This is a genomic window from Halobacillus litoralis (assembly GCF_020524025.1).
GTDB lineage: Bacteria > Bacillota > Bacilli > Bacillales > Halobacillaceae > Halobacillus > Halobacillus litoralis_D.
Map to the genome: position 1 here is coordinate 324,257 of NZ_JAIVKN010000003.1, position 21,003 is coordinate 345,259.

Here is a 21,003-nt window from a genome sequence, read left to right on the forward strand (position 1 = left end):
TCCAATTAAGCTCCCGAACTTAGAATTTCTACACGATCAATAAAATCTAATTTGTGTAGACGTTGTAATAATCTCTCTATACTCCCCTTCATCCCAGAGGTATTTAAAGAAAGAGTTACATTTGCTTTTCCCTGAAGCGGAATGGTCTGGTGAATCGTCAAGACATTGCAGCCGGATTCTGCCACTGTCATCAATAAATTAGACAATGTACCACTTCTGTCTTCCAGGTGAAAAAACAATGTAATCATCTGCTCCTTAACCATTGCCTGAAAAGGAAAGACCGCGTCTCTGTATTTATAAAAAGCGCTCCGGGACAGTCCTACCTGTTGAACGGCTTCAAAGATCGATTCCACCTTGCCCCGCTCGAGTAATTCCTTTGCTTCTATCGTTTTCATCATTGCTTCTGGAAGGATATCACTACGGACTAAATAAAACTTCTCATTATAATCCGCCATAAAGAGACCTCCCTTCGTTAATCGACAAACTCAAATTCATAATCAAGCAGTCTTACTGTATCCCCATCTTTAGCTCCACGCTTTCTAAGCGCTTCGTCAACACCCATGGTGCGCATCTGACGGGCGAAACGGTTAACGGACTGATCACGAGAGAAGTCGGTTCTTTTAAACAGAGACTCAATTTTCTCGCCATATAATACATAGGCTCCGTCATCGGAACGAGTAATCTTAAATGGCGCTTCCTCTTTCTCAAACTTGTAAACAACACGCTCGTCAACTTCTTCCACTTGTTCTTCCTGTTTCGGAATTTCATCTAAACGGTCAGCGACGGCATAAAGCAGCTCATCCAGACCATCTCTTGTCACCGTGGAAATCGGATAAATCTCTATATCCTTATCCCCAAGCTTTTCTTTGAACTGTTCAAGGTGCTGCTGCGATTCCGGCATATCCATCTTATTAGCCACTACGATCTGCGGGCGGTTTTCAAGGCGTTGATCGTATGAAGAGAGTTCATTATTAATCGTAACGTAGTCTTCATAAGGATCACGCCCCTCCATGCCTGACATATCAATGACGTGAAGAAGCAGACGCGTCCGCTCAACGTGACGCAGGAACTGATGACCAAGACCTATCCCTTCGTGCGCCCCTTCTATCAATCCAGGTAAGTCAGCCATGACAAAACTCCGATGATCCTGACTTTCTACTACACCTAAATTTGGAGAAAGTGTAGTGAAGTGGTAATCAGCAATCTTAGGTTTTGCAGAAGTGACTACAGATAAGAAAGTGGATTTTCCTACACTTGGGAATCCGACCAGTCCCACGTCCGCTAAAAGCTTGAGTTCAACAACTACATCCAACTCTTCACCTGGTTCGCCGTTCTCAGCAATTTCCGGCGCAGGATTACGAGCGTTGGCAAATCGAGCGTTCCCTCTTCCTCCGCGTCCGCCCTTAGCTATGACCGCGCGCTGCTTATGTTCAGTCAAGTCAGCGATAACTTTATCAGTTTCTGCTTCTTTCACCGTTGTTCCCGGTGGTACACTGACAACAAGAGGCTCTGAATTCTTTCCATGCTGTTTCTGGTTCATTCCATTTTGACCTCTTGCCCCTTTAAAATGGTGCTGATACCGGAAGTCCATAAGCGTGTTTAATCCCTCATCCACTTCAAAAATGACGTCGCCGCCATTACCACCGTCGCCGCCTGCCGGGCCGCCCATCGGTACATATTTTTCACGACGGTATGCTACAAGACCATTCCCGCCGTCGCCGCCTTTTACAAATACTTTCACCTGATCGACAAACATGTCTATTCACCTCTTCATTCCATCGTCATTTCGACGGAAAGTTCTTTTCTTTCAAATATTGTTGCAATAAATCCTTCATTATTCAGCTTCTCTATCAGTGCCTCAGAGGTATGGAAAGGGCCTTCCCACTCCCAGCTCAGGCCTACCGTTTCCTGTGCTCCCACATAAATGGTGAGTTTACATTCGTAGAGTTCGTCTTTTTCTATGTGGTCATCCATAATTTCAAGCATGCGTGTTGCATAAGCAATCAACTGTTGGTCATGACGGGATAAATCAATTTGTTGGGTTAGGAAGTACTTCAGTCGATAAGTCTTATGTATCCAATTGAAGGTTATCAGCCAAAGTGAAAAATGATCAGCGTCACTATTCAACAACTTCCGTTCTTCTTCGGCCTCTTCTTTTACTTCTTCCATTTGTTGAAGCAGCCGGTCCTGTTTCCCAAGCGAAGCGTAACCTTGGAGCAGTTGAATTTGATTCATCCAGTCATGACGCTTATGTCTGAGCAGCGCAATGATTTCTTTTTCTTCCATCATTTCAGCCCCCTCGTTCACCCATAATAATAAAAAGTATAGCAAAGATTCAAGGAAAACCAAAAACTCTTCCTTGAATCTTAAGGCAATGAATATAGAAAAGCCGCGCTTTGCTTCTGCATAAGCGCGGCTTTCATCTAAACGAAGATATTCGTTTACGCTTCCTGTGCTACAGGATAAACGCTGACTTTTTTACGGTTACGTCCGTAACGCTCGAATTTAACAACACCGTCAACTTTCGCAAACAATGTGTCATCTCCACCACGGCCAACGTTCGCACCAGGGTAAACTTTTGTACCGCGTTGACGGTAAAGAATTGAACCAGCAGATGCTTGTTGTCCGTCTGCACGTTTAGCTCCAAGACGCTTGGACTCAGAGTCACGGCCGTTCTTTGTACTACCTACACCCTTCTTCTGGGCGAAAAACTGCAAATCAAGACGTAGCATGAGTCTTCACCTCCTTATCGTTGGGATATTTTAATATATTGATCGTATTCTTGCTCAATTGTTTTTAATGACACCTGCATGCCTTCCAAAAGCGTTTGAGCTTTTGTCATTACTGAATCCTTAAGATCCTTAGGCAAGATGACTTTAAGGTATCCACCTTCACCACCCTGCTCGACATGAGGTTCGAATTCACAAAGGGCTACAATAGAATTGACGGCACCGAACGATACAGCTGAAACAGCTGCACATACAAGATCATGTCCGTAAGGTCCACTCTCTGCATGTCCGGATATTTCAAAACCTGTAATCTCTCCATGTGAGCGAAACATCGATACTCGTATCATCCGAGACGAACCTTACGCGTTGATTTCTTCAACGACAAGTTTCGTGTACGGCTGACGGTGACCTTGTTTGCGCTTGTAGTTCTTTTTAGGCTTGTATTTGAAGACAGTCAATTTCTTCTGAAGGCCTTGTTTTTCAACTTTAGCCGTAACAGAAGCACCATCAACGTAAGGAGCTCCCACTTTCGTGTTGTCTCCACCTACGAAAAGAACTTTGTCAAGAGTGACAGTCTCACCAGCTTCTACGTCCATTTTCTCTACGTAGATTTCCTGGCCTTTTTCTACTTTCACCTGTTTACCACCAGTTTCAATAATTGCGTACATATCTGCACCTCCTCAATATACTCAGACTCGCCATTCAGGTACCGGAAATCGGTTTAAAAACCTGTTCTGCGCGGTTGTAGCAACGGAGTGCTACTAGAATAACAAAACAATGTTACCACAGATCAAAACAAGTTGTCAACATGATATCCGCGGCGCTGAACAGCTTCCCGGATCATGTCTAAAGACCCTTCAAGCTCTATTTGATAGTCCAGAACATCAGGATCCTTCCTAACAAACAGCTCCTGTGGAATTTTACTAGAAATCGGAGAGGAAAGCAATTGTTTTTTTAAATCAGCAACGGCTGGGTGAACAGCCACCAACACTGCTTCCGAATGGATACCGTGGGAACGTTCCATTAATTCTCTCTCTAAACGGAACACACTCGTCTCCACTGACCATACGGGCGGTTGTTTTTGAGTAAGGTTATAAAGCGGGCTTACCCCTTCCCTTTTGCGTGTCATTTCCAAAAAACCTAAACGTGTCATACCAAGAACGGTCGTTTGAACAGGGTCTTTCCTCAGCAGACGCCGCCAATCAGATACCAGCTGTTTTTCTTTTTCTGGATCCTTAATATTAATGAAATCAATAATGATAATTCCAGAAAGATTCCTAAGTCGGATCTGCCTTTGTATTTCCACAGCCGCTGACTGATTTACCTTAAACGCCTGGGACTGTGAAAACTGGCCGCCCTGAAAACGATGACTGTTGACATCAATGACCGTCATCGCTTCCGTCTGTTCAATGACAAGCTCCACTCCATTTTCGAGCTCTACTTTTGGACTTGCTAATTGTTCCTGCAGCGAGGAAACAGAAACCGGCAAGTGCTTAGAGACCTCTTTATCCCACTGAATACAACCGGACAGAGAAGGAAAGCGCCGCTTAACATCTCTCGCCACCTGTGCATCATCAATAACGATATCCTCTATGGTGGACACTGGAAACTTTCGAATGAATTGATCAGGCAGAAGAGGTTCACTCCAAACGATGGCAGGTTTTTTCTTTCTTTCTCTTTGAATCATCTCCCATGTTTCTTGAAGAAGGATTAATTCTTCTTTTAATTGGGAATCCCCCGCTTCTTCTGCAGCTGTACGAACGATTGCACCTTCCTGTTCATGAAGAAGTGTCTTCATAAATACTTGTACGTTCTCTCTTGCTTCACTGCCCAGTTTTCTTGATACAGATACTTCACCTCCAAATGGCTGATATACACAATAAAGGCCTGGAAGAGTTATATCTGCTGTTACTTGAGCCCCTTTATGACCGACAGGCTCTTTTATAATCTGTACGTAAATCATCTCTCCTATTTTAACTGCTGACTCTATCGTATCTTTACACCAAGGAATGGTTTCTTTCCTTAAAAAAGCATGCTGATTTCCACCAATATCTACAAAAGCAGCCTGCAGACCCTTATCAATCCGCACAACTTTCGCCCAAAAAATAGAACCCGTGAGCGTCTTCACTCCGGGTCTGTCGATCACATATTCCTGAATATTTCCTTGCTCCAAAACCAGACCCGTCTTTTCTGATGTTTTTGTATGTATTACCAGCTTTCTCATCTGACCCCTCTTTATAAAGCGATTTTTGGAATGTCTTTTATTTTCATATGCGCCTGCTTTTTCTCAAAAAAAGCGTGAAGACATTCTTGTTCATCTACTATATAAAAATGAGGGGATTGTTTCAATACATACATATGATGGCGATTGGCCCGGATATTTTTCAATAGATCTTTCACGCACGTCTCAGGATCCACTTTTACATACTTCGTTTTAAGCTGGAAACGGTTTTGATATGCGCAGTAAAGTAGATACCTCATTTGCGTATAGGAACGACGTTTCCATTCCAATACATTTTCAATCAGTAAAAACGCCGTTAACAAAATGGCGGCTAACGTCCAGCGTCCTTCTATAAATAACCAGATTCCAGCTCCGGCCATCAGAGTAAAAGACAGGAATAACGTCAGTAATAAACTTCTCCGAAACGGCAGCCACTGATTAGTCAAATAGAAAATTAACTTCCCTCCGTCCAAGGGCCAAATTGGAAGTAGGTTAAAAAATAAAATAAGCTGGTTATAGAAAAAAGCTGTTGTCAGAAGCGGATGCTCTCCCAATTCTGCCTGTAGAGTAAGCAGAAGAAAGAAAATCCAGATATGCTGCAAAGGGCCCGCAAGTATGACCTTTACCTGTTCAATGAAGGGGCGGGTATTATGTTCCTCACTAACAACAGCCCCTCCAAACAGCCAGATTTCCATTCGTTCAATTCTCCACCCGTGAAATTTAGCAGCAAGAAAATGACCCAGCTCATGAATAAATACAATGGCGAACAAAACAATAAATTCATAAATGGCACCTGTAAAAAAAGCGGATAAAGCAAGTAAAAAGAAAAGAGGGTGAATATGAATATGGTCTTTAAATTTAAGAACCTTCATTCACTTTTATGACCTGTACAGGGTCTAAGTAGGTATCGTCTTTTTCAATTGCGAAGAAAAATTCAGCCGACTGCCCCTCTTCTGCCTTAACCGAACCCAGGCCCGCCTGTGTTTGAACATTTTCGTATAGGTAAACATCAATACTTGATAACATTCCGTAGGTCGTTTCCGTACCATCCTCATGCTGAAGGACGACTGTTTTCCCGGTATCCGGGTCATTGCCTGCAAAAATCACGGTTCCTTCCCTTACAGCTTTCACTTGAGAATCACTCTCTGTTGTAAGGATAATTCCCTTCCCATCATTTTGGAAAGGAGTAGTCACTGTACCATTCACAGGCATAGCAAGCGGCTCCTCATTCTGTTCTGTTTCCGGCTGGATGACTTGTAAAGGGTCACCGAACCGCTCACTATACCACGCTGTTGCCTTCGCAAATGGAAAATCTTCTCCCATCTGACTAACGGCCCATTCACCTGGTTTTTTAAAGAGAGCCGTTTCTGTATTTTGGCCTAAAGCCACGACGGCAAATAACAAAGCAGCAAAGAATACCTGCCAGCCCAACCAGCTTGTCCGCGTAGACACTTGACGTTCCATTTCTTTTTTCCCATAGCCCGTGACTACAGGAGGATATCCATGCATTTCTTCATCCTGGGGAGGCATAAATCTTGGCGTAGGATTGGAACTTCTCCCCACCATTTTCTTCTTCTTTCTGTCTGCTATATTTTTACGAATGTCCCCTATGTTTTTCTTCACCGCTGATCCCCTCTCTCTTCCCATCTTCTTCTATCATTCTATGGGACAAGGAGCTGATTTATTATTTTTTTCCTAATCAATCGTTTTCTTAAAAGCACAACCTGTGTCCCATGAGAACCAAACAGGGTTTCTTTTATGCTGATTGCAGGAACACAACACTCTGCATAAAAAAGAACCTGCCTATAATTAGACAGGTTCTTTCACAATTATTATGTCCGCATTCCAAAAAAGCGTTTAACTTTCGCCAGCACCCCTTTGTCTTCTTCAAGGTTCAAAAGCGGAACGGTCTCCCCTAAAATTCTCCTGGCAATATTGCGATAAGCAAGAGAGGCTTTAGAGTTCGGCTTCATAACCACAGGTTCTCCGCTGTTGGATGCTTTTATAACGGCATCATCATCAATGACGATTCCCAGCAGATCTATCGACAGCACATTAACAATTTCATCAACATCGAGCATATCACCATTTTTCATCATATGGTTTCTGATACGATTGATGACCAACTTCGGGGACTCCATGTCTTCTTGTTCAAGCAGGCCGATGATCCGGTCAGCATCACGCACACTGGCTTTTTCAGGTGTTGTCACGACAATGGCCTTATCGGCTCCCGCTACCGCATTTTTGTACCCTTGTTCAATACCGGCTGGACAGTCAATAACAATATAGTCATAGTCCTGCTTTAATTCATCAACAATTGCTTTAACGCCTTCAGGTGTCACTTCTGACTTGTCTGACGTCTGGGCTGCAGGCAGTAAATGGAGACACTCAAATCGTTTGTCCGTAATTAACGCCTGCTTTGTTTTACACCGCTCATTTACCACGTCTACAATGTCATAAATAATCCGGTTTTCAAGTCCCATAACTACATCTAAATTCCTAAGACCGATATCCGTGTCAACAAGACAAACCTTTTTGTCCTGTAAGGCCAAAGCGGTCCCCAGATTGGCAGTAGTTGTCGTCTTTCCAACCCCTCCCTTTCCGGAGGTAATTACAATCGCTTCACCCATTGATCATTCTCCTTTCAAAACTCACAAGATCCGGTCTTTTCTTTACTACTTCCTGTAATCGATCGATGCGGATCTTTTCAAGCTGATCATCTATAAATCCGCATTCCATATACACACCTTCAGAATCATAGTCCGGGGATCGGCTTAATTGATCAGCAATTCTTAATTGGCTCGGCTGCATATAAGAAGCAGCAATCACCGCACTCTGATCTCCCTCAAAACCGGCATGAGCAATCCCTCTCAGGCTACCCATAATGAAAACATTACCTGTTGCTTTTACCTGCCCGCCTGGATTCACATCTCCGATAAGCAGCAAATCACCTTTAACTTCGACCAATTGGCCGGAGCGGATCGTTCTTGCAACTGGTGTAATCTCAGTATTTTCCTTCCAATTAAGAGCTTCCTGCTTTGTCAGAACCTCTGATTCGATACTATCGACTACAAGTTTCTGTTTTTCTCTTACAACAGCAGAAAGTTCTTCTTTCTTATCTTCATCCAAGTACCGCTTTCCAAGCTGAATGTTGACTCGAATCATAGGCTGTTCTTCCGTAATCCCGCTCATGGACAGCTTTTCACGTAATTCCCTGAGAAGAGTTTCAAAAGAACACTGATCGTCCAACTGCAGCGTCAAGCCATCTCTTGTACCTTTTATCATAATCCTCTGACCATTTCCAACCATAGGCTTTCACCTCAGACTTTAGACATTAACAACCTTTAGGCATTTTTGACTTCCTCCGACCAAAAGTAGACGCGCTCTTTCACTAAAGGATATAGGAGGATGAAAAAAATCATATTTGCTGCCAGTGTAGGCAGTAATCGTAACAACAGATAGTCCCCCCATGTCATGGAAGTAATCTGAACAAAAGAATAGATGACATACAATATGGTGTCCGTCAGAAGCACCCCGATAATTGCAAGCAGCGATGCGGCGATGAAGTTTGCGTGTACCCACTTGTTTAATCCATGAACAAGATAGATCACGAGTGTATAAGTCACCATATATACGCCAAGAACCCCTGTATAAACCACATCAATTAATAATCCGAAAACAAGTCCATACCAAACGGCATGATACGTATCGTCTTTGTCATAAAAGATAGCAATGATTAATAAAAAGATAAAAATCCAGTGAGGGGTCATTAACAAATCAGAGTAAACCAGCTTCGCAGGCAGCATGCTCATAGCCATACCCTGCATTACGAGTAAAAACAGACAAATAAGAGCAATGATGTATCGACTCATGTTTCATCGCCCTCCGCCTCCGTCTGTGTATCAACGGTTTCCGCCGTTCGATCTACAACCATGACGTGATTAATATCAAAAAAGTCTGCAAAAGGCTCTACATAAGCTGTCTTAGTCAAACCATACTGATCATTTACGACTTCTTCCACTGTACCAATTCTTAGATTACTGGGAAAAACGCCGCCTAATCCAGAAGATATAACCGTGTCACCAGACTTGAGCTCTTCATCCAGTTTAATTCCTTCTAGAAGGAGCCGGCCTGTCTCGTCATCGTAACCTTCAATCAGACCAAAAGCTTCATCCTTATCTTCCCGGATAACCCAGGAGGAAATTTTGTTGGAACGGTCGAAACCGCTGAGGAGCTGCACAGTAGAATGAAAAGCACCGGCTGATTTAATCTTACCGACAAGACCGTCACTCGTCATCACAGCCATGTCTTTTTCAACGCCGTGCTCTTCTCCTTTATTAATGGTCATCTGCTCAAACCATCGGTCTGAACTTCTGGCGATGACTGTTGCCTGAATAGGAGAATAATCACTGAGTCCTTCCGTTTTACCCAGCGTGTTCTGCAGCTCTTCTATTTCACTTTCTAACCGCTGATTATCTTGAATAACTCCCTTGTACTCTGACAAGCGCGCCTTCAAGACCTGATTTTGTTCATAAACCTCAAACATGTCCTTAATATTTTCTATCGTATTATCCACAAGACTGACCGGTTTATGGAAGACCGTCTGCATCCAACCGATTGAATCCTGTAAAAATTTCTCTGGAGTACTTAACGAATCCCGGTCCCGGATCGAAAAGCCAATTAGTGCAACAAGCACGATAAACCCTACTAACACAACCATCAGTCTTTTTCGTCGAAATAAAGAAGGCATAATTTACGCTTCTACTCCATTTTAGCTCGATGAGCCACATTAGGCTGGGATCGGAAGTGATGGATATACTCTAAGGATTTTCCAGTGCCGATAGCTACACAATCCAGCGGTTCGTCGGCAATAAATACGGGCATGTTGGTTTCTTCACTGATGACTGTATCGATATTTTTAAGCAAGGCTCCGCCTCCGGTTAACACAATACCCCGTTCCATAATATCTGCGGCCAGTTCCGGAGGGGTTTTCTCTAATGTATTTTTGACGGTTTCCACAATAGAGTCAATGGTATCTTTCATGGCACTTACAATTTCATCGTTTTGTATTGTAATTGTTTTCGGAAGCCCGCTGAGCAGATCACGACCTCTAATATCCATTTCGTCGATTTCGTTTACTTCTCCTGCTCCGCCAAGCTCCATTTTCACTTCTTCAGCAGTTCGTTCACCGATCATAAGGTTATATTTCTTACGAATATGTTGAATAATACTGTCATCCATTTCGTCTCCGGCAATGCGGATGGACTGACTGGTTACGATTCCACCGAGGGAAATGATCGCAACTTCCGTTGTTCCTCCGCCGACATCTACAACCATACTTCCAGTCGGCTCCCATACAGGAAGACCTGCCCCGATAGCTGCTGCAAAAGGTTCCGCAATGGGATAAGCTTCCTTGGCTCCAGCCTGCTTTGTGGCGTCAATAACAGCACGTTCTTCAACCATCGTGATTCCAGACGGTACACAGACCATAACATTCGGTTTACTCGCAAAAGAAGAACGATTCTTCAATGCTTTCTTTATATAATACTTCATCATTTGAGCTGTTGTATCGTAATCGGCAATTACACCGTCCTTCATAGGGCGGATCACATTTATGTAGCCGGGGGTTCGTCCAATCATGTTGCGTGCATCATTTCCAACGGCTTCAATTTCACCTGTTTGTGAATTTTTAGCTACAACAGAAGGCTCCCTTACAATAACTCCTTTATTCTTCAAAAAAACTAAGGTATTTGCCGTACCTAAATCAATTCCTAAATCTTGAGAGAATCCAAAAATCCCCAATAATATCTTCCTTTCTAAGAGCCCGCGTTCTTCAGGCGGGGGTGAGGCATCCCCATAATTGTCATTATTAGAAGAAGCGCCAATTTATAAGAATCTCCTATAAATGGCGCCTTTCTTTTCCATCTATTCAATTATACGAAAAATCAACAAAAATAGATAGTGTTACACATACCCTTTTTCTTTCAGACTAATAAATTTCCGGTCACCAATGACAATATGATCCAGCAATTCAATACCTATCATTTTCCCGCACTCTTTCAGACGTCTGGTGACCTGGATATCTTCCTGTGAGGGCGTGGGGTCTCCTGAGGGGTGATTGTGGGCACAGATAATTGAAGCAGCTGATCGTTTAACCGCTTCTTTGAAGACTTCTCTCGGGTGAACAATGGAGGCGTTTAAGCTTCCAATAAAAATAGTCTGTCGATGCAGGACCTGATTCTTTGTATTTAAAAACAAGCAGATAAAATGTTCCTGTTTTAAGTCACGCATTTCTTCCATTATAAAGTCAGCACCATCTTCTGGACTGCGGATCATATACCGCTCTGCCGGTTTCATCTTCTGCATCCGCTTTCCTATCTCGATCGCAGACATAACCTGGACGGCCTTTGCTCTGCCAATCCCTTTTATTGCCGTTAACTCTTCAATCGTTGCATCTTTTAAGAGTAAAATACCTTCGAAATGAATAAGCAGGCGGTTGGACAACTCCATAACTGATTCTTGTTTTGTTCCACTCCCAAGTAAAATAGCCAGAAGCTCCTGATTGGATAAGTGGGAAGCTCCTAATTCAACCAGGCGTTCTCTAGGCCTATCCTCCTTAGGGACATCTTTAATCATTATACTTGTTGGATTCAAGCTCTCGCATCCTTCCCTCACGATTCCCCATGTTAGGAAAATCATCCAGGAAAAACATTCATCTCCCTTAATTCCCGGACCAGCCTTGCAATAGGCAGACCAACGACACTATAATAGTCTCCTTCCACTTTTTCTACAAACAAAGCTCCTCTGCCCTGGATTCCGTATCCCCCTGCTTTATCCCACGGTTCACCTGTAGAGATATAGTCCGCTATTTCTTCTTCCTCCAAAGGGTAAAAAAAGACACGTGTACAAGTGAAAAACGTACGTATCTCCTCTGATGAACGAATGCATACGCCGGTGTACACTTCATGAGCACGTCCGCTAAGACCTTTCAATGAATTTTTTGCTTCCTTCTCATCCACAGGCTTCCCCAGAATTTCACCGTCTAGAGAAACGACTGTATCGGAGGTAATCAAAACATCCCCCTTCGATAACGGAATCGCTTTACTTTTAATTTCCGCGAGATAAACGACCGCTTCCATCGGAGACACACCTTGCTCTAATGTCTCATCTACATCTGCAGGTCTAACCGAAAAACGGTACCCTGCCATTTCCATGAGCTCTTTTCTCCTTGGAGATTGAGAACCTAAAATCAATGAAGTCATCCTATCCAAATCCTTTCTAACATGGGGTTGTTTTTTATAGTACTAAATTTCGTCAAAAAGCAGCATTGATTAAACTTCCATCTTTCAATTAATTTTACAATAAAAAAAAGGAGTCCCTCATAAAGAACCCCTTTTTTCATACTGTCTCAGATGATGCTTTTGCTTATTCAAGCGCTTTTGTCACTTTCAGCCAGTTAATATTGGTATCATCCTGGGACTCCCACGTAGCCAGCGCTTGTCCGAGTTCGTTATCTTTCCCTATTTCTGCGACAATCTTTTCTCGATCCGCCTCAGTCACTGATCCGAGAGAATCACCTTTCAAGTTCTCCTGCAGGACTACCGGCACTTGTTTGTCCACATTCACTACCCAGGGTTTGACATACGTTTCAATACTTTGAGCTTTCATTTGTTCAGCGATATACTCTGCTTCCTGTTTAGAAGAGGAGCTGCCGACAAAAAGAAAATATTGACCATCACGATTCCAAACAACAGAAGGAATGGACTGGGCAGTCAAGCGACTCTGCCACTCTTTCGCTTTTCCCTCCGTTGAAAAAGCCCCCGCCTGCACGATATAGGTATCAAATACCTGATTAGGTCCGCTGGCTAATGGAGCTTCAGCCGTTTGTTCATCTGAAGAATCAGCCGCCTGTTGAGTTTGAATCACGGGCAGGGTGTCATTGGCAGAGGAGGTCTGCTCTGTTAATGACACAAACATTCTTAAAAGAACAAAACCTAACCCGAGACTTATAATAAGGGCGGTCACCGCTGTCGTAAGCAGGGGTTTGAAGCCTGAAATACGCTTTGCTTTCTTAAACGGAAGCTGATAAACAGGAGTTACAGGCCGTTCTTCTTTATCTTCTTCCACCACAGCTGCCTGTTCGCTTTGTGTTCGAACCACTTCCCGCTTAGGTTCTTGTTCATTCCGAAATGAAATTGATATCTTTTTTTTGGAATCCATAGATTGATCACTCCTGCAAGGTTTGTCCCAACCCTACCACAGGAGATTTAAAAACATCGCTGAAATTTGTCAGCCCACCTTCGACAAATTCAGATCATTCGAAGTCTTCGATTTTTACAGACTCCTCCATTTCAGGATCCAATCCTTCTTCTGCCGCTTCACTAGTCTCTTCTTTTCCCCCGTTTAAATCATCAGCTGTACGCTTTTCCCCCTCTTTTATTGTGAAAGGATTGATCTTCACAGATGATTCGCCATAGTTATATTGAGGTGCTTCATTCGCTAATTCAGACAACCGGGGTTGATAATAGGTATGTAAAATAAAGGAATAATGTAGTTCCTGTTCACTATCTGGATCTTCGAACTGCATAGACTCGATTTGTGTCACACGCATTAAAGACTGGACCGACTCGATAAACTTCATCATTTCTTCATAATTTTTTGAAGTAACTTCCACTGCAAGCTGCATAGTCTTCAAACCTTCAATTAATTTATCGGGACTGCCTGCTTCAGAATCAGACTCTAACTGCTCTTTCTCTCCCACATCAGCTGCTTTTTCTGAATAAGAAACCATAGATTCTGACTCTGATATGTCTACACGGTTAATGAGGCTTGTAGAAGTATGTTCAGCACGATCCAGCCCGAGAAGCAATTGGTCGATTAGAGGAACTACAGGAAGCTGCTGCTGTATAACTCGAGACGACAGGATACGGTCCCTTCCTCTTTCTTCATTTTTCTCTTCAATAGCTTCCAGAATCCTTTCTTCCTGCTCAATAACCGCCGCTTTTTCTTCTAAGGATTTCTTTTGGGGGGCAAGCATGAACTGATTGCCGAAAATCACAAAAAGGAGAAAAAGCACACTTCCAAGAATGAGGCTTATTAGACTCCACTGATTCCACTCTAATTTCAATGCTGCTCTCCCCCTTCCGTTAAAAGAACTGAATCGTCCAGCTTAAGATAATAGCTGGCTAGATAACGAGGCTGATAATCATAAAGATCCTCGGTTTCATCTATAACTTCCGCTTCAACAGCTTCCAGGTTTACTTGTTCTATAAAAGGCTGCTGCTGTAATGCCCGTGTATACTCAGCCGCTTCCTGCATAGTATCAAACCTCACAAGAATGGTAACTTCATCCCTGCCTGACAAAACAAAGGATTCAAAAAAACCGCGCGCTGGTAAAAGAGAAACGAAATCCCTGATAACAGGCACCACCGGGACGATGGTTCCCTTCAACTGATCCAGGGACATTTTCAGCTGATCGCGGCTTGTTCGATCACTACCAGCGGACAGATTATAGCGCTCCTGCTGCGTCTTCACTTTTTCCACTTGATTCTCAAGGGCTTTCGCTTCACCAGCAAGCTTTGACTTCTGAATCGTAAAGAAAGCGAAAGTAATTAAGAAAAGAACGACAAATAAAGTGAGAATTAGAGGAGGAAGAACATTTCTTTTTTCTTTTTCTTCTAATAAATTGATTTCTATTCCCATTTACTTCCCTCCTGTAGATCCTTATGGCTTCATGGAAAGTCCAACGGCATCTATATATGAATCAAAGCGCTGGTCATTGTTTTCTATTAGAATGGCAGAATGATCCAAAGTTACAGCAGGGATGGACTTTTCCTTCACCCACTGCATGACTCTTTCCTTTTCCGGCCAGTCTCCTGTTATCAATACTTTGGAGACACCGGCTTTTCCATTCATAACAGAAAATCGATAAAAATCCATAATTCTTTCAATTTCATTTATTTGATCATAGGTGAAATCTAAAGGAGCACCTTCCTGCCCCTGCCATACATACGCGCCCCGCTCCCGCTTCCAAAGATTCATAGGTAACGGGCTTCTCGTATGATTGATAAAAGCTGGTCTATCCTGATGAAAGACGGTTAACACACACCCGTCCATATTCCAGTCGATGACTAATAGGTGGTCTTGAGCTGACCATTCCTCCATCTGTTCATACAAACGAAAAATGGACAAAGCGCTGATATCTGCTGCCTTAGGCTTTAACTTAGCCTGTTTAAATACGCGTTCAAACGTACGGATTTGTTCCTCAGGATAGGCAAAAAGGAGAAGTTTCATGATTTCTTCTCCACTATTTATAATTATGTAGTCAAAGGAAGGATTTTCAAAAGGTAAATGAAGCGTTTCTCCAAGCTGCATGTAAAGGTAACCCTTCATTTCGTCTTCTTTCAAGGAAGACGGAACATCAAAAGGACGAATGACAACAGAGTGATCGGGAACCGTAAAATATAAAGCCTTTTTCTTCCAGCCTTTATTTTCAACGAAATTCTCGATCGTTGCTGTAAACTCAGGTAAATCTTTTACTTTTCCATCTTCCATTACATGAGAAGGCAGGTGGATTTCTCCTGAATCATCCAATTGCTTTTTATCCGGTGATGTTGAATATGTATAGCGGATACAATGATTCTTAATAACAAAATTGACACGTCCGTTTGGTTTCAAGAGATTCAACAGCTTATTTCCCTCCTAAATAAAAAAATGGTCCATATAAAAAGAAAGCAGATCTTGCCCATAAAAATAACTAATTACCGCCCCCGCCATAATTGAGGGCCCAAAAGGAAAAGGGTCTTTTCTGCCAATAATGCCGGTGGATAAGAGAATAAGACTCACACACGTCCCTATGAGTGTGGCAAGAAAAAAAGTGAGCATGGTCATTTTAAATCCTAAAAGTATTCCCAGAACTCCCAACAGCTTCATGTCTCCAGCCCCCATACCTCCACGACTGATGAGAATAATTAAAAAAATGAGTACAAACCCAGCCACTGCGCCTAAAACAGACGAGTACCAAGGGTCTAAAGGCTTTATATACCGAAAACCCAAAAATGCAGCACCAAAAAAAAGAAGCAGACGATCAGGGATGACCATATATTTCAAGTCACTTACAGTTACGATTACAGCGAGCGACAATAACAGGAGGGCTCCTAATAAATCCGCTGACCATCCAAAGGTAAGGTAGGCATATAAAAACAATCCCCCCGTAATCAGTTCAACAAGGGGATAAGCGACAGGAATCTTCCCCTGGCAATGCCTGCATTTCCCCTTTGATAAGAGGTAGGAAAAGAGTGGAATAAGGTCGCGTGCCTGAAGAGTTGTGGAACATTGAGGACAAGCGGAGCGTGAATTGGTGAAAGAGATGTTTTGCGGAAGGCGCAGGCCGACAACATTATAGAATGATCCGAGGATGGTTCCGGTGATGAATATGTATAAAGAAAGTATGGTGTTCATGGTTATCTCCTTCAACTTAATATAAGGGACTCCGGTTTTGTGGAATCCCTTTTTAGGTTTAACCTTTAATACAAAAAAGCATAACTTTTAGTTTTGCACAATTTCTCCGCTCTCTTGAGAGCCTGAACTTGTGTCATCTGTATCAGTATTAGAACCACTTAAATCGGCTTTTGTTTTGTTAGAAATATCACTTCCTAAAGTAACCTTATACTCAACTTTATCCACTGAATCAACTACGACCACATAAGCAGAAGAATAATCTGAGTTAGTTTCAGGATTCTGGGGGGCCACATCTAAGTATCCTTTATTAACAAGTTTTTCTGCGGTATATCCACTACCATCACTACCTGTAATAGTGGCAACATCCTCACCACTTGCATAAGCTAAGCGCGCTGATTCAAGTAAAGATAGAGCATTGGCATTATGAGCATCCTCTTTTGTATCTCCAATAATTCCACCAATCGCAGGCACTGCAATTGCAGCAATAATCCCCAAAATAACAATAACAGCCAAAAGCTCAACTAACGTGAAACCTTTCTCATTCTTCAACAATTCTCTTAACTTCTTCATGTTCTCTCCCCTTCAATTTTTATTATGGACAGATGAATATGTAATACTTTTTTCATCAGCCATTATCCCTATGTTCATTATAAAGGATAAAAAACTCGTAAACTAGTTATTTGTCCTTCGTTTGCACATTCTAATTAATCGCATCAAAAACCGAAAACATCGGAATAGCAATTGCCGCCACAATACCACCAACAACAAGGGCAAGCATCACAATCATCAGCGGTTCGATCAATGTTTTCATGCGGTCCGTTGTATACTCCAGTTCGGATTCATAGAACTCTGCCACTTTCAAGAGCATGTAATCTAACGATCCGGTATCTTCCCCTACGGCCATCATCTGGGTAACCAGAGGAGGAAAGATGGGAGATTGCTGCAGAGGGTCCGATAGGCGGTTTCCTTTTTCAAGAGACTTATAGCTGTTCTCTATCGCCTGTTCAATCACTTTATTTTCTACTACTCTCTGGGTCACTTGTAGAGAATGTAAAATTGGAATAGAACTGTTCATTAAAGAGCTTAAAGTACTCATCATCCGTACAAGGGCAGCTTTTTGAAGCAGAGGACCAAAGATCGGCAGCTTCAACTTCAGGTGGTCCATCCAGTAGTTTAATTTCGAATAACGCCTAAGAAGACCCTTGAACAATAAAACGATACATACCGGACTAAGGACGGCCAGGTACCAATACTGCTGGAAGAAATGACTCATTTCCAGTGTAAGCTGAGTAATTAGAGGGAGCTCACCGCCCAGGGTGTTAAACATGGTTGCAAATCTCGGCACTACAAATGTCAGGAGAAAGAGTACAATTCCCAGAGCAATTACACCTACCACAAGAGGATAGGTCAGGGCGGAGATAATCTTCTGTCTGGTATCGTACTGCTTCTCATGGTAAACAGCCATCCGCTCTAAAATTTCTTCTAAATTTCCTCCAACTTCTCCGGCACGTATCATATTGATGAAAAGATTAGAAAAAACCTTTGGATGAGAAGCGGCGGCCTCAGAAAACGCATGCCCGCTTTCCAGCTGCTCACTAATGTCAGATAGAGATTCACTAAGAGCGCGACTGCTGGATTGCTGCGCAAGGATTCTCGTCGATTCCAACAAAGAGATTCCAGCCTTAATGAGCGTAGAGAACTGTCTCAGAAAGATGACAAAATCTTTTGGTTTGACCGGTTGTCCAATCTGAATGTCTTTGAACAAAATATTGTCTAGTTCCTTGATTTCTGAAATGATCATTCCTTTTTCCTTTAACAACGTAACCGCTTCTTTTCTAGAACCAGCCCTCATCCGTCCCTTCTGCATCTTCCCTAAAGGATTTCTTCCTTGGTACGTATAATAAGGCATGGACTATGCGCCCCCTTCTTTCAAGTAAGGCGCAGCATCACGTTCATCAATCACTTGTTCTTTCAATAATTCGTTAATGGACATTTCCAAGGTTCGCATATGGAGAGCTCTGGACGTCTGCATAACATTTGTTATCTGGTGAATTTTTTCGTTCCTGATCAGATTTTTAACTGCAGAGGTATTCAATAGGATTTCAACAGCTGCCCGCCGCCCTTTCTGGTCCGTTCGCTGGAATAAACGCTGAGATATAATGGCTTGAAGTACATTAGCCAGCTGTACCCTCACTTGTCCTTGTTGATTAGGAGGGAAAACATCAATTATCCGGTCAATCGTATCCGGGGCGTTGGTTGTATGTAAGGTTCCAAGCACTAAATGGCCGGTCTCCGCTGCGGTTAATGCTGTCGAAATGGTTTCGTAATCTCTTAATTCCCCTACCAGGATGACATCAGGGTCCTGTCGTAAACAGGCCCGCAGACCGTTGGCAAAATTCCTCGTATCAAACCCGACTTCCCGTTGGTCGACAATGCTGCTTTTATGATTATGGGTGTATTCGATAGGGTCTTCTAATGTAATGATATGCTTCCGGCTGGTCTGATTGATATGATCCACCATAGAAGCGAGAGTAGTAGATTTACCAGAACCTGTTGGACCGGTTACAAGAACAAGTCCCTGGGCATAGGTGCTTATATTTTTCAACACCTGCGGCATATGTAACTCTTCAATCGTCGGGATCTCTCTCGGGACAATTCGAACAGCCATGGACAAACAGTTTCTTTGGTAATAGATATTGATACGAAAGCGTGATACTCCCGCTATCCCATAGGATACATCAACTTCTCTGGTCTGTTGAAGCTGTTCATATAGGTCGTTGGAAAGAATGGCCTTGGTCATGCCTTCCGTATCTTCCGGCTTTAGCTTCTGTTTCCCATATTTCTTTAAGTTTCCATGGATACGAAAGATCGGTGGAACACCTACAGTCAAATGAATATCGGAAGATTCATATTCATTGGCAATGGTTAGAAGTTTGTTAAATGTCTCTTTCATCTTTTACCACCTCTGCTAATCAACTTTGGTGACACGCAGCACTTCTTCAAGTGTCGTTAAACCTTGCTTCACTTTTAATAATCCATCATCGACAAGAAAGAGCATGCCTTGTTTTAGTGCATAACGTCGCACTTGGTCCATACTTCCATGATTCATCATCATTTCCCTTATTTCATCATCCACCACTAATACTTCCTGAATAGCCATCCGGCCGCGGTAGCCTGTATTTTGACAACTGTTACAGCCCGTACCTTTATAAATAGTTTCTGCCCCTATGCCTCGTTTTTCAAAGTGTTTCTTTTCCATAGGAGTGAGGGAACGGGACTCCCGGCAGTCTCGGCAGATTTTTCTTACCAGGCGCTGTGCGACTACTCCAGATAAGGAAGAAACAACGAGATAAGGCTCAACATCCATATCAAACAAGCGGGGAATCGTAGCGATCGCACTATTCGTATGTAAGGTACTCAGAACAAGATGTCCTGTAAGAGATGCCCTAATTGCAATTTCTGCTGTTTCTGAATCTCGAATTTCTCCAACCATCACAATATTTGGGTCCTGCCTGAGAATTGACCGCAGCCCCTTAGAAAAAGTCAATCCCACCTGAGTGTTCACCTGCACTTGGTTCAGTCCTTCGATCTGATATTCGACAGGATCTTCGACAGTGATGATATTGACATCATCGGTATTTAAGCGATTCAAGGAAGCATACAAGGTAGAGGATTTACCTGATCCCGTGGGTCCGGTAATTAAAATTAACCCCGAAGGCTGTTCGATAAGTGTTTTATACTTCTGAGCATTGATTCTGTTGAACCCAAGATCCTCAATAGTGCTCAACGCGTTTGACAAATCAAGAATCCGGATCACAATTTTCTCTCCATATACGGTTGGTAATATAGAAATCCTTAAGTCTACAGGGGCACGATCAATGTGTGTTTTAATTCTTCCATCCTGGGGAAGTCTCGTTTCCGTGATGTTTAGATCTGCCATAATCTTCACCCGTGCAATTAAACTGTTTTGATAGGACTTTGGTAATGTCCGCTCCGTCCTCAGCACTCCATCAATTCGATATCGAATTAAGACTTTTGATTCCTGTGGGTCTATATGGATGTCACTTGACTTCAACTGCACACCAGCCTGTAGAAGTTGATTAACCAGTTTGATCGCAGGTGCTTCCTCTGAATCCTTGTCATCATCGATAGCTTTATCATTTAAATTGTAGTGGCGGCTTACGGCCTGCAGAATTTCGTTTTTTGTTGCTATTACAGGAGATATTTTAAAGCCTGTAGAAATCTTCAAATCGTCAATAGAATAATAATCCATAGGGTCTGCCATAGCGACCGTTAATTCCTCCCCCTGCCTCTGAATAGGGACAAGGAGATTTCTTAGCGCAAACTCTTTACTCACAATGGTAATGACACCAGGATCAATCGGGAAGTGGAACAAGGACACATGAGGAATACCTAACTGGAACTCCAAGACTTCAATTAGCTGCTTTTCCGTAACGAACCCTTTCCCGACGAGGACATCTCCAAGTTTTTGATTTTCTTTTTTCACTTTCAAAGCTTCTTGGATATCTTTCTCTTCTATAATACCCGCTTCCTTCAGCAGGTCGCCTAACCGTTTCCTTCTAACCACAACCC

25 protein-coding genes and 1 other annotated feature are annotated in these 21,003 nt (G+C 42.8%); all 25 genes read right to left on the reverse strand.

Going from position 1 to position 21,003, the window contains the following annotated elements; genetic code table 11:
• Positions 1-5: 5 nt before the first annotated feature.
• The 25 genes from LC036_RS13245 to LC036_RS13365 all read right to left on the reverse strand — a co-directional run bounded on the left by LC036_RS13245 (position 6) and on the right by LC036_RS13365 (position 20,998).
• On the reverse strand, positions 6-455 hold the full coding sequence (locus tag LC036_RS13245) for an ACT domain-containing protein (protein WP_226583354.1): 450 nt from the start codon (positions 453-455) through the stop codon (positions 6-8).
• A gap of 17 nt (positions 456-472) precedes the next feature.
• Complete coding sequence (gene obgE, locus LC036_RS13250) at positions 473-1,756, reverse strand: GTPase ObgE (protein WP_226583356.1); 1,284 nt, start codon at positions 1,754-1,756, stop codon at positions 473-475.
• A gap of 14 nt (positions 1,757-1,770) precedes the next feature.
• Entirely contained in the window at positions 1,771-2,286 is a 516-nt protein-coding gene (locus LC036_RS13255) for a Spo0B domain-containing protein (protein ID WP_264188325.1), read from the reverse strand.
• Positions 2,287-2,441: 155 nt separating this feature from the next.
• Positions 2,442-2,732, reverse strand: coding sequence for a 50S ribosomal protein L27 (gene rpmA / locus LC036_RS13260; protein WP_181470524.1), 291 nt, complete (start codon positions 2,730-2,732; stop codon positions 2,442-2,444).
• Between the two features lie 14 nt (positions 2,733-2,746).
• Positions 2,747-3,076, reverse strand: coding sequence for a ribosomal-processing cysteine protease Prp (locus tag LC036_RS13265; RefSeq protein ID WP_226583360.1), 330 nt, complete (start codon positions 3,074-3,076; stop codon positions 2,747-2,749).
• Positions 3,077-3,088: 12 nt separating this feature from the next.
• Positions 3,089-3,397 carry a 50S ribosomal protein L21 gene (gene rplU, locus LC036_RS13270; protein WP_226583362.1) on the reverse strand — a complete coding sequence of 103 codons (309 nt, stop codon included), beginning with the start codon at positions 3,395-3,397 and terminating at the stop codon, positions 3,089-3,091.
• Positions 3,398-3,410: 13 nt separating this feature from the next.
• Positions 3,411-3,483, reverse strand: a sequence feature (ribosomal protein L21 leader region).
• A 36-nt stretch (positions 3,484-3,519) separates the two neighbouring features.
• On the reverse strand, positions 3,520-4,953 hold the full coding sequence (locus LC036_RS13275; protein ID WP_226583364.1) for a ribonuclease E/G: 1,434 nt from the start codon (positions 4,951-4,953) through the stop codon (positions 3,520-3,522).
• An 11-nt stretch (positions 4,954-4,964) separates the two neighbouring features.
• Positions 4,965-5,822 carry a site-2 protease family protein gene (locus LC036_RS13280; RefSeq protein WP_226583365.1) on the reverse strand — a complete coding sequence of 286 codons (858 nt, stop codon included), beginning with the start codon at positions 5,820-5,822 and terminating at the stop codon, positions 4,965-4,967.
• On the reverse strand, positions 5,809-6,573 hold the full coding sequence (locus LC036_RS13285; protein WP_226583366.1) for a peptidoglycan DD-metalloendopeptidase family protein: 765 nt from the start codon (positions 6,571-6,573) through the stop codon (positions 5,809-5,811). Before LC036_RS13285 ends, LC036_RS13280 begins: the two co-directional genes overlap by 14 nt.
• Before the next feature lie 209 nt (positions 6,574-6,782).
• The gene (gene minD / locus LC036_RS13290; RefSeq protein WP_226583367.1) at positions 6,783-7,580 is read right to left on the reverse strand and encodes a septum site-determining protein MinD; all 798 of its coding nucleotides are present in this window, start codon (positions 7,578-7,580) and stop codon (positions 6,783-6,785) included.
• A complete protein-coding gene (minC, locus tag LC036_RS13295) occupies positions 7,573-8,259 on the reverse strand; it encodes a septum site-determining protein MinC (protein ID WP_226583369.1) in 687 nt (228 codons plus the stop codon). The genes minD and minC overlap by 8 nt, the downstream gene beginning before the upstream one ends.
• Positions 8,260-8,294: 35 nt before the next feature.
• Positions 8,295-8,822 carry a rod shape-determining protein MreD gene (gene mreD / locus LC036_RS13300; protein WP_226583372.1) on the reverse strand — a complete coding sequence of 176 codons (528 nt, stop codon included), beginning with the start codon at positions 8,820-8,822 and terminating at the stop codon, positions 8,295-8,297.
• Complete coding sequence (gene mreC / locus LC036_RS13305) at positions 8,819-9,700, reverse strand: rod shape-determining protein MreC (RefSeq protein WP_226583375.1); 882 nt, start codon at positions 9,698-9,700, stop codon at positions 8,819-8,821. Before mreC ends, mreD begins: the two co-directional genes overlap by 4 nt.
• Before the next feature lie 11 nt (positions 9,701-9,711).
• Entirely contained in the window at positions 9,712-10,752 is a 1,041-nt protein-coding gene (locus LC036_RS13310) for a rod shape-determining protein (protein ID WP_264188332.1), read from the reverse strand.
• 162 nt (positions 10,753-10,914) lie between these two features.
• On the reverse strand, positions 10,915-11,586 hold the full coding sequence (gene radC, locus LC036_RS13315) for a RadC family protein (RefSeq protein WP_226583378.1): 672 nt from the start codon (positions 11,584-11,586) through the stop codon (positions 10,915-10,917).
• A 59-nt stretch (positions 11,587-11,645) separates the two neighbouring features.
• On the reverse strand, positions 11,646-12,212 hold the full coding sequence (locus LC036_RS13320) for a Maf family protein (protein WP_226583381.1): 567 nt from the start codon (positions 12,210-12,212) through the stop codon (positions 11,646-11,648).
• A 163-nt stretch (positions 12,213-12,375) separates the two neighbouring features.
• Entirely contained in the window at positions 12,376-13,170 is a 795-nt protein-coding gene (locus LC036_RS13325) for an SPOR domain-containing protein (RefSeq protein ID WP_226583384.1), read from the reverse strand.
• Between the two features lie 94 nt (positions 13,171-13,264).
• Positions 13,265-14,077, reverse strand: coding sequence for a hypothetical protein (locus tag LC036_RS13330; RefSeq protein WP_226583387.1), 813 nt, complete (start codon positions 14,075-14,077; stop codon positions 13,265-13,267).
• On the reverse strand, positions 14,074-14,652 hold the full coding sequence (locus LC036_RS13335; protein WP_226583389.1) for a PilN domain-containing protein: 579 nt from the start codon (positions 14,650-14,652) through the stop codon (positions 14,074-14,076). The genes LC036_RS13330 and LC036_RS13335 overlap by 4 nt, the downstream gene beginning before the upstream one ends.
• Positions 14,653-14,673: 21 nt before the next feature.
• On the reverse strand, positions 14,674-15,636 hold the full coding sequence (gene pilM / locus LC036_RS13340) for a type IV pilus biogenesis protein PilM (protein ID WP_226583392.1): 963 nt from the start codon (positions 15,634-15,636) through the stop codon (positions 14,674-14,676).
• A 15-nt stretch (positions 15,637-15,651) separates the two neighbouring features.
• The gene (locus LC036_RS13345) at positions 15,652-16,410 is read right to left on the reverse strand and encodes a prepilin peptidase (protein WP_226583395.1); all 759 of its coding nucleotides are present in this window, start codon (positions 16,408-16,410) and stop codon (positions 15,652-15,654) included.
• Between the two features lie 87 nt (positions 16,411-16,497).
• Positions 16,498-16,980 (reverse strand): prepilin-type N-terminal cleavage/methylation domain-containing protein, encoded by a 483-nt coding sequence (locus tag LC036_RS13350; protein WP_226583397.1) that lies wholly within the window; start codon positions 16,978-16,980, stop codon positions 16,498-16,500.
• A 130-nt stretch (positions 16,981-17,110) separates the two neighbouring features.
• The gene (locus LC036_RS13355; protein ID WP_226583400.1) at positions 17,111-18,319 is read right to left on the reverse strand and encodes a type II secretion system F family protein; all 1,209 of its coding nucleotides are present in this window, start codon (positions 18,317-18,319) and stop codon (positions 17,111-17,113) included.
• Between the two features lie 3 nt (positions 18,320-18,322).
• A complete protein-coding gene (locus LC036_RS13360) occupies positions 18,323-19,363 on the reverse strand; it encodes a type IV pilus twitching motility protein PilT (RefSeq protein ID WP_226583404.1) in 1,041 nt (346 codons plus the stop codon).
• 15 nt (positions 19,364-19,378) lie between these two features.
• On the reverse strand, positions 19,379-20,998 hold the full coding sequence (locus LC036_RS13365) for a GspE/PulE family protein (protein ID WP_226583408.1): 1,620 nt from the start codon (positions 20,996-20,998) through the stop codon (positions 19,379-19,381).
• Positions 20,999-21,003 lie beyond the last annotated feature (5 nt).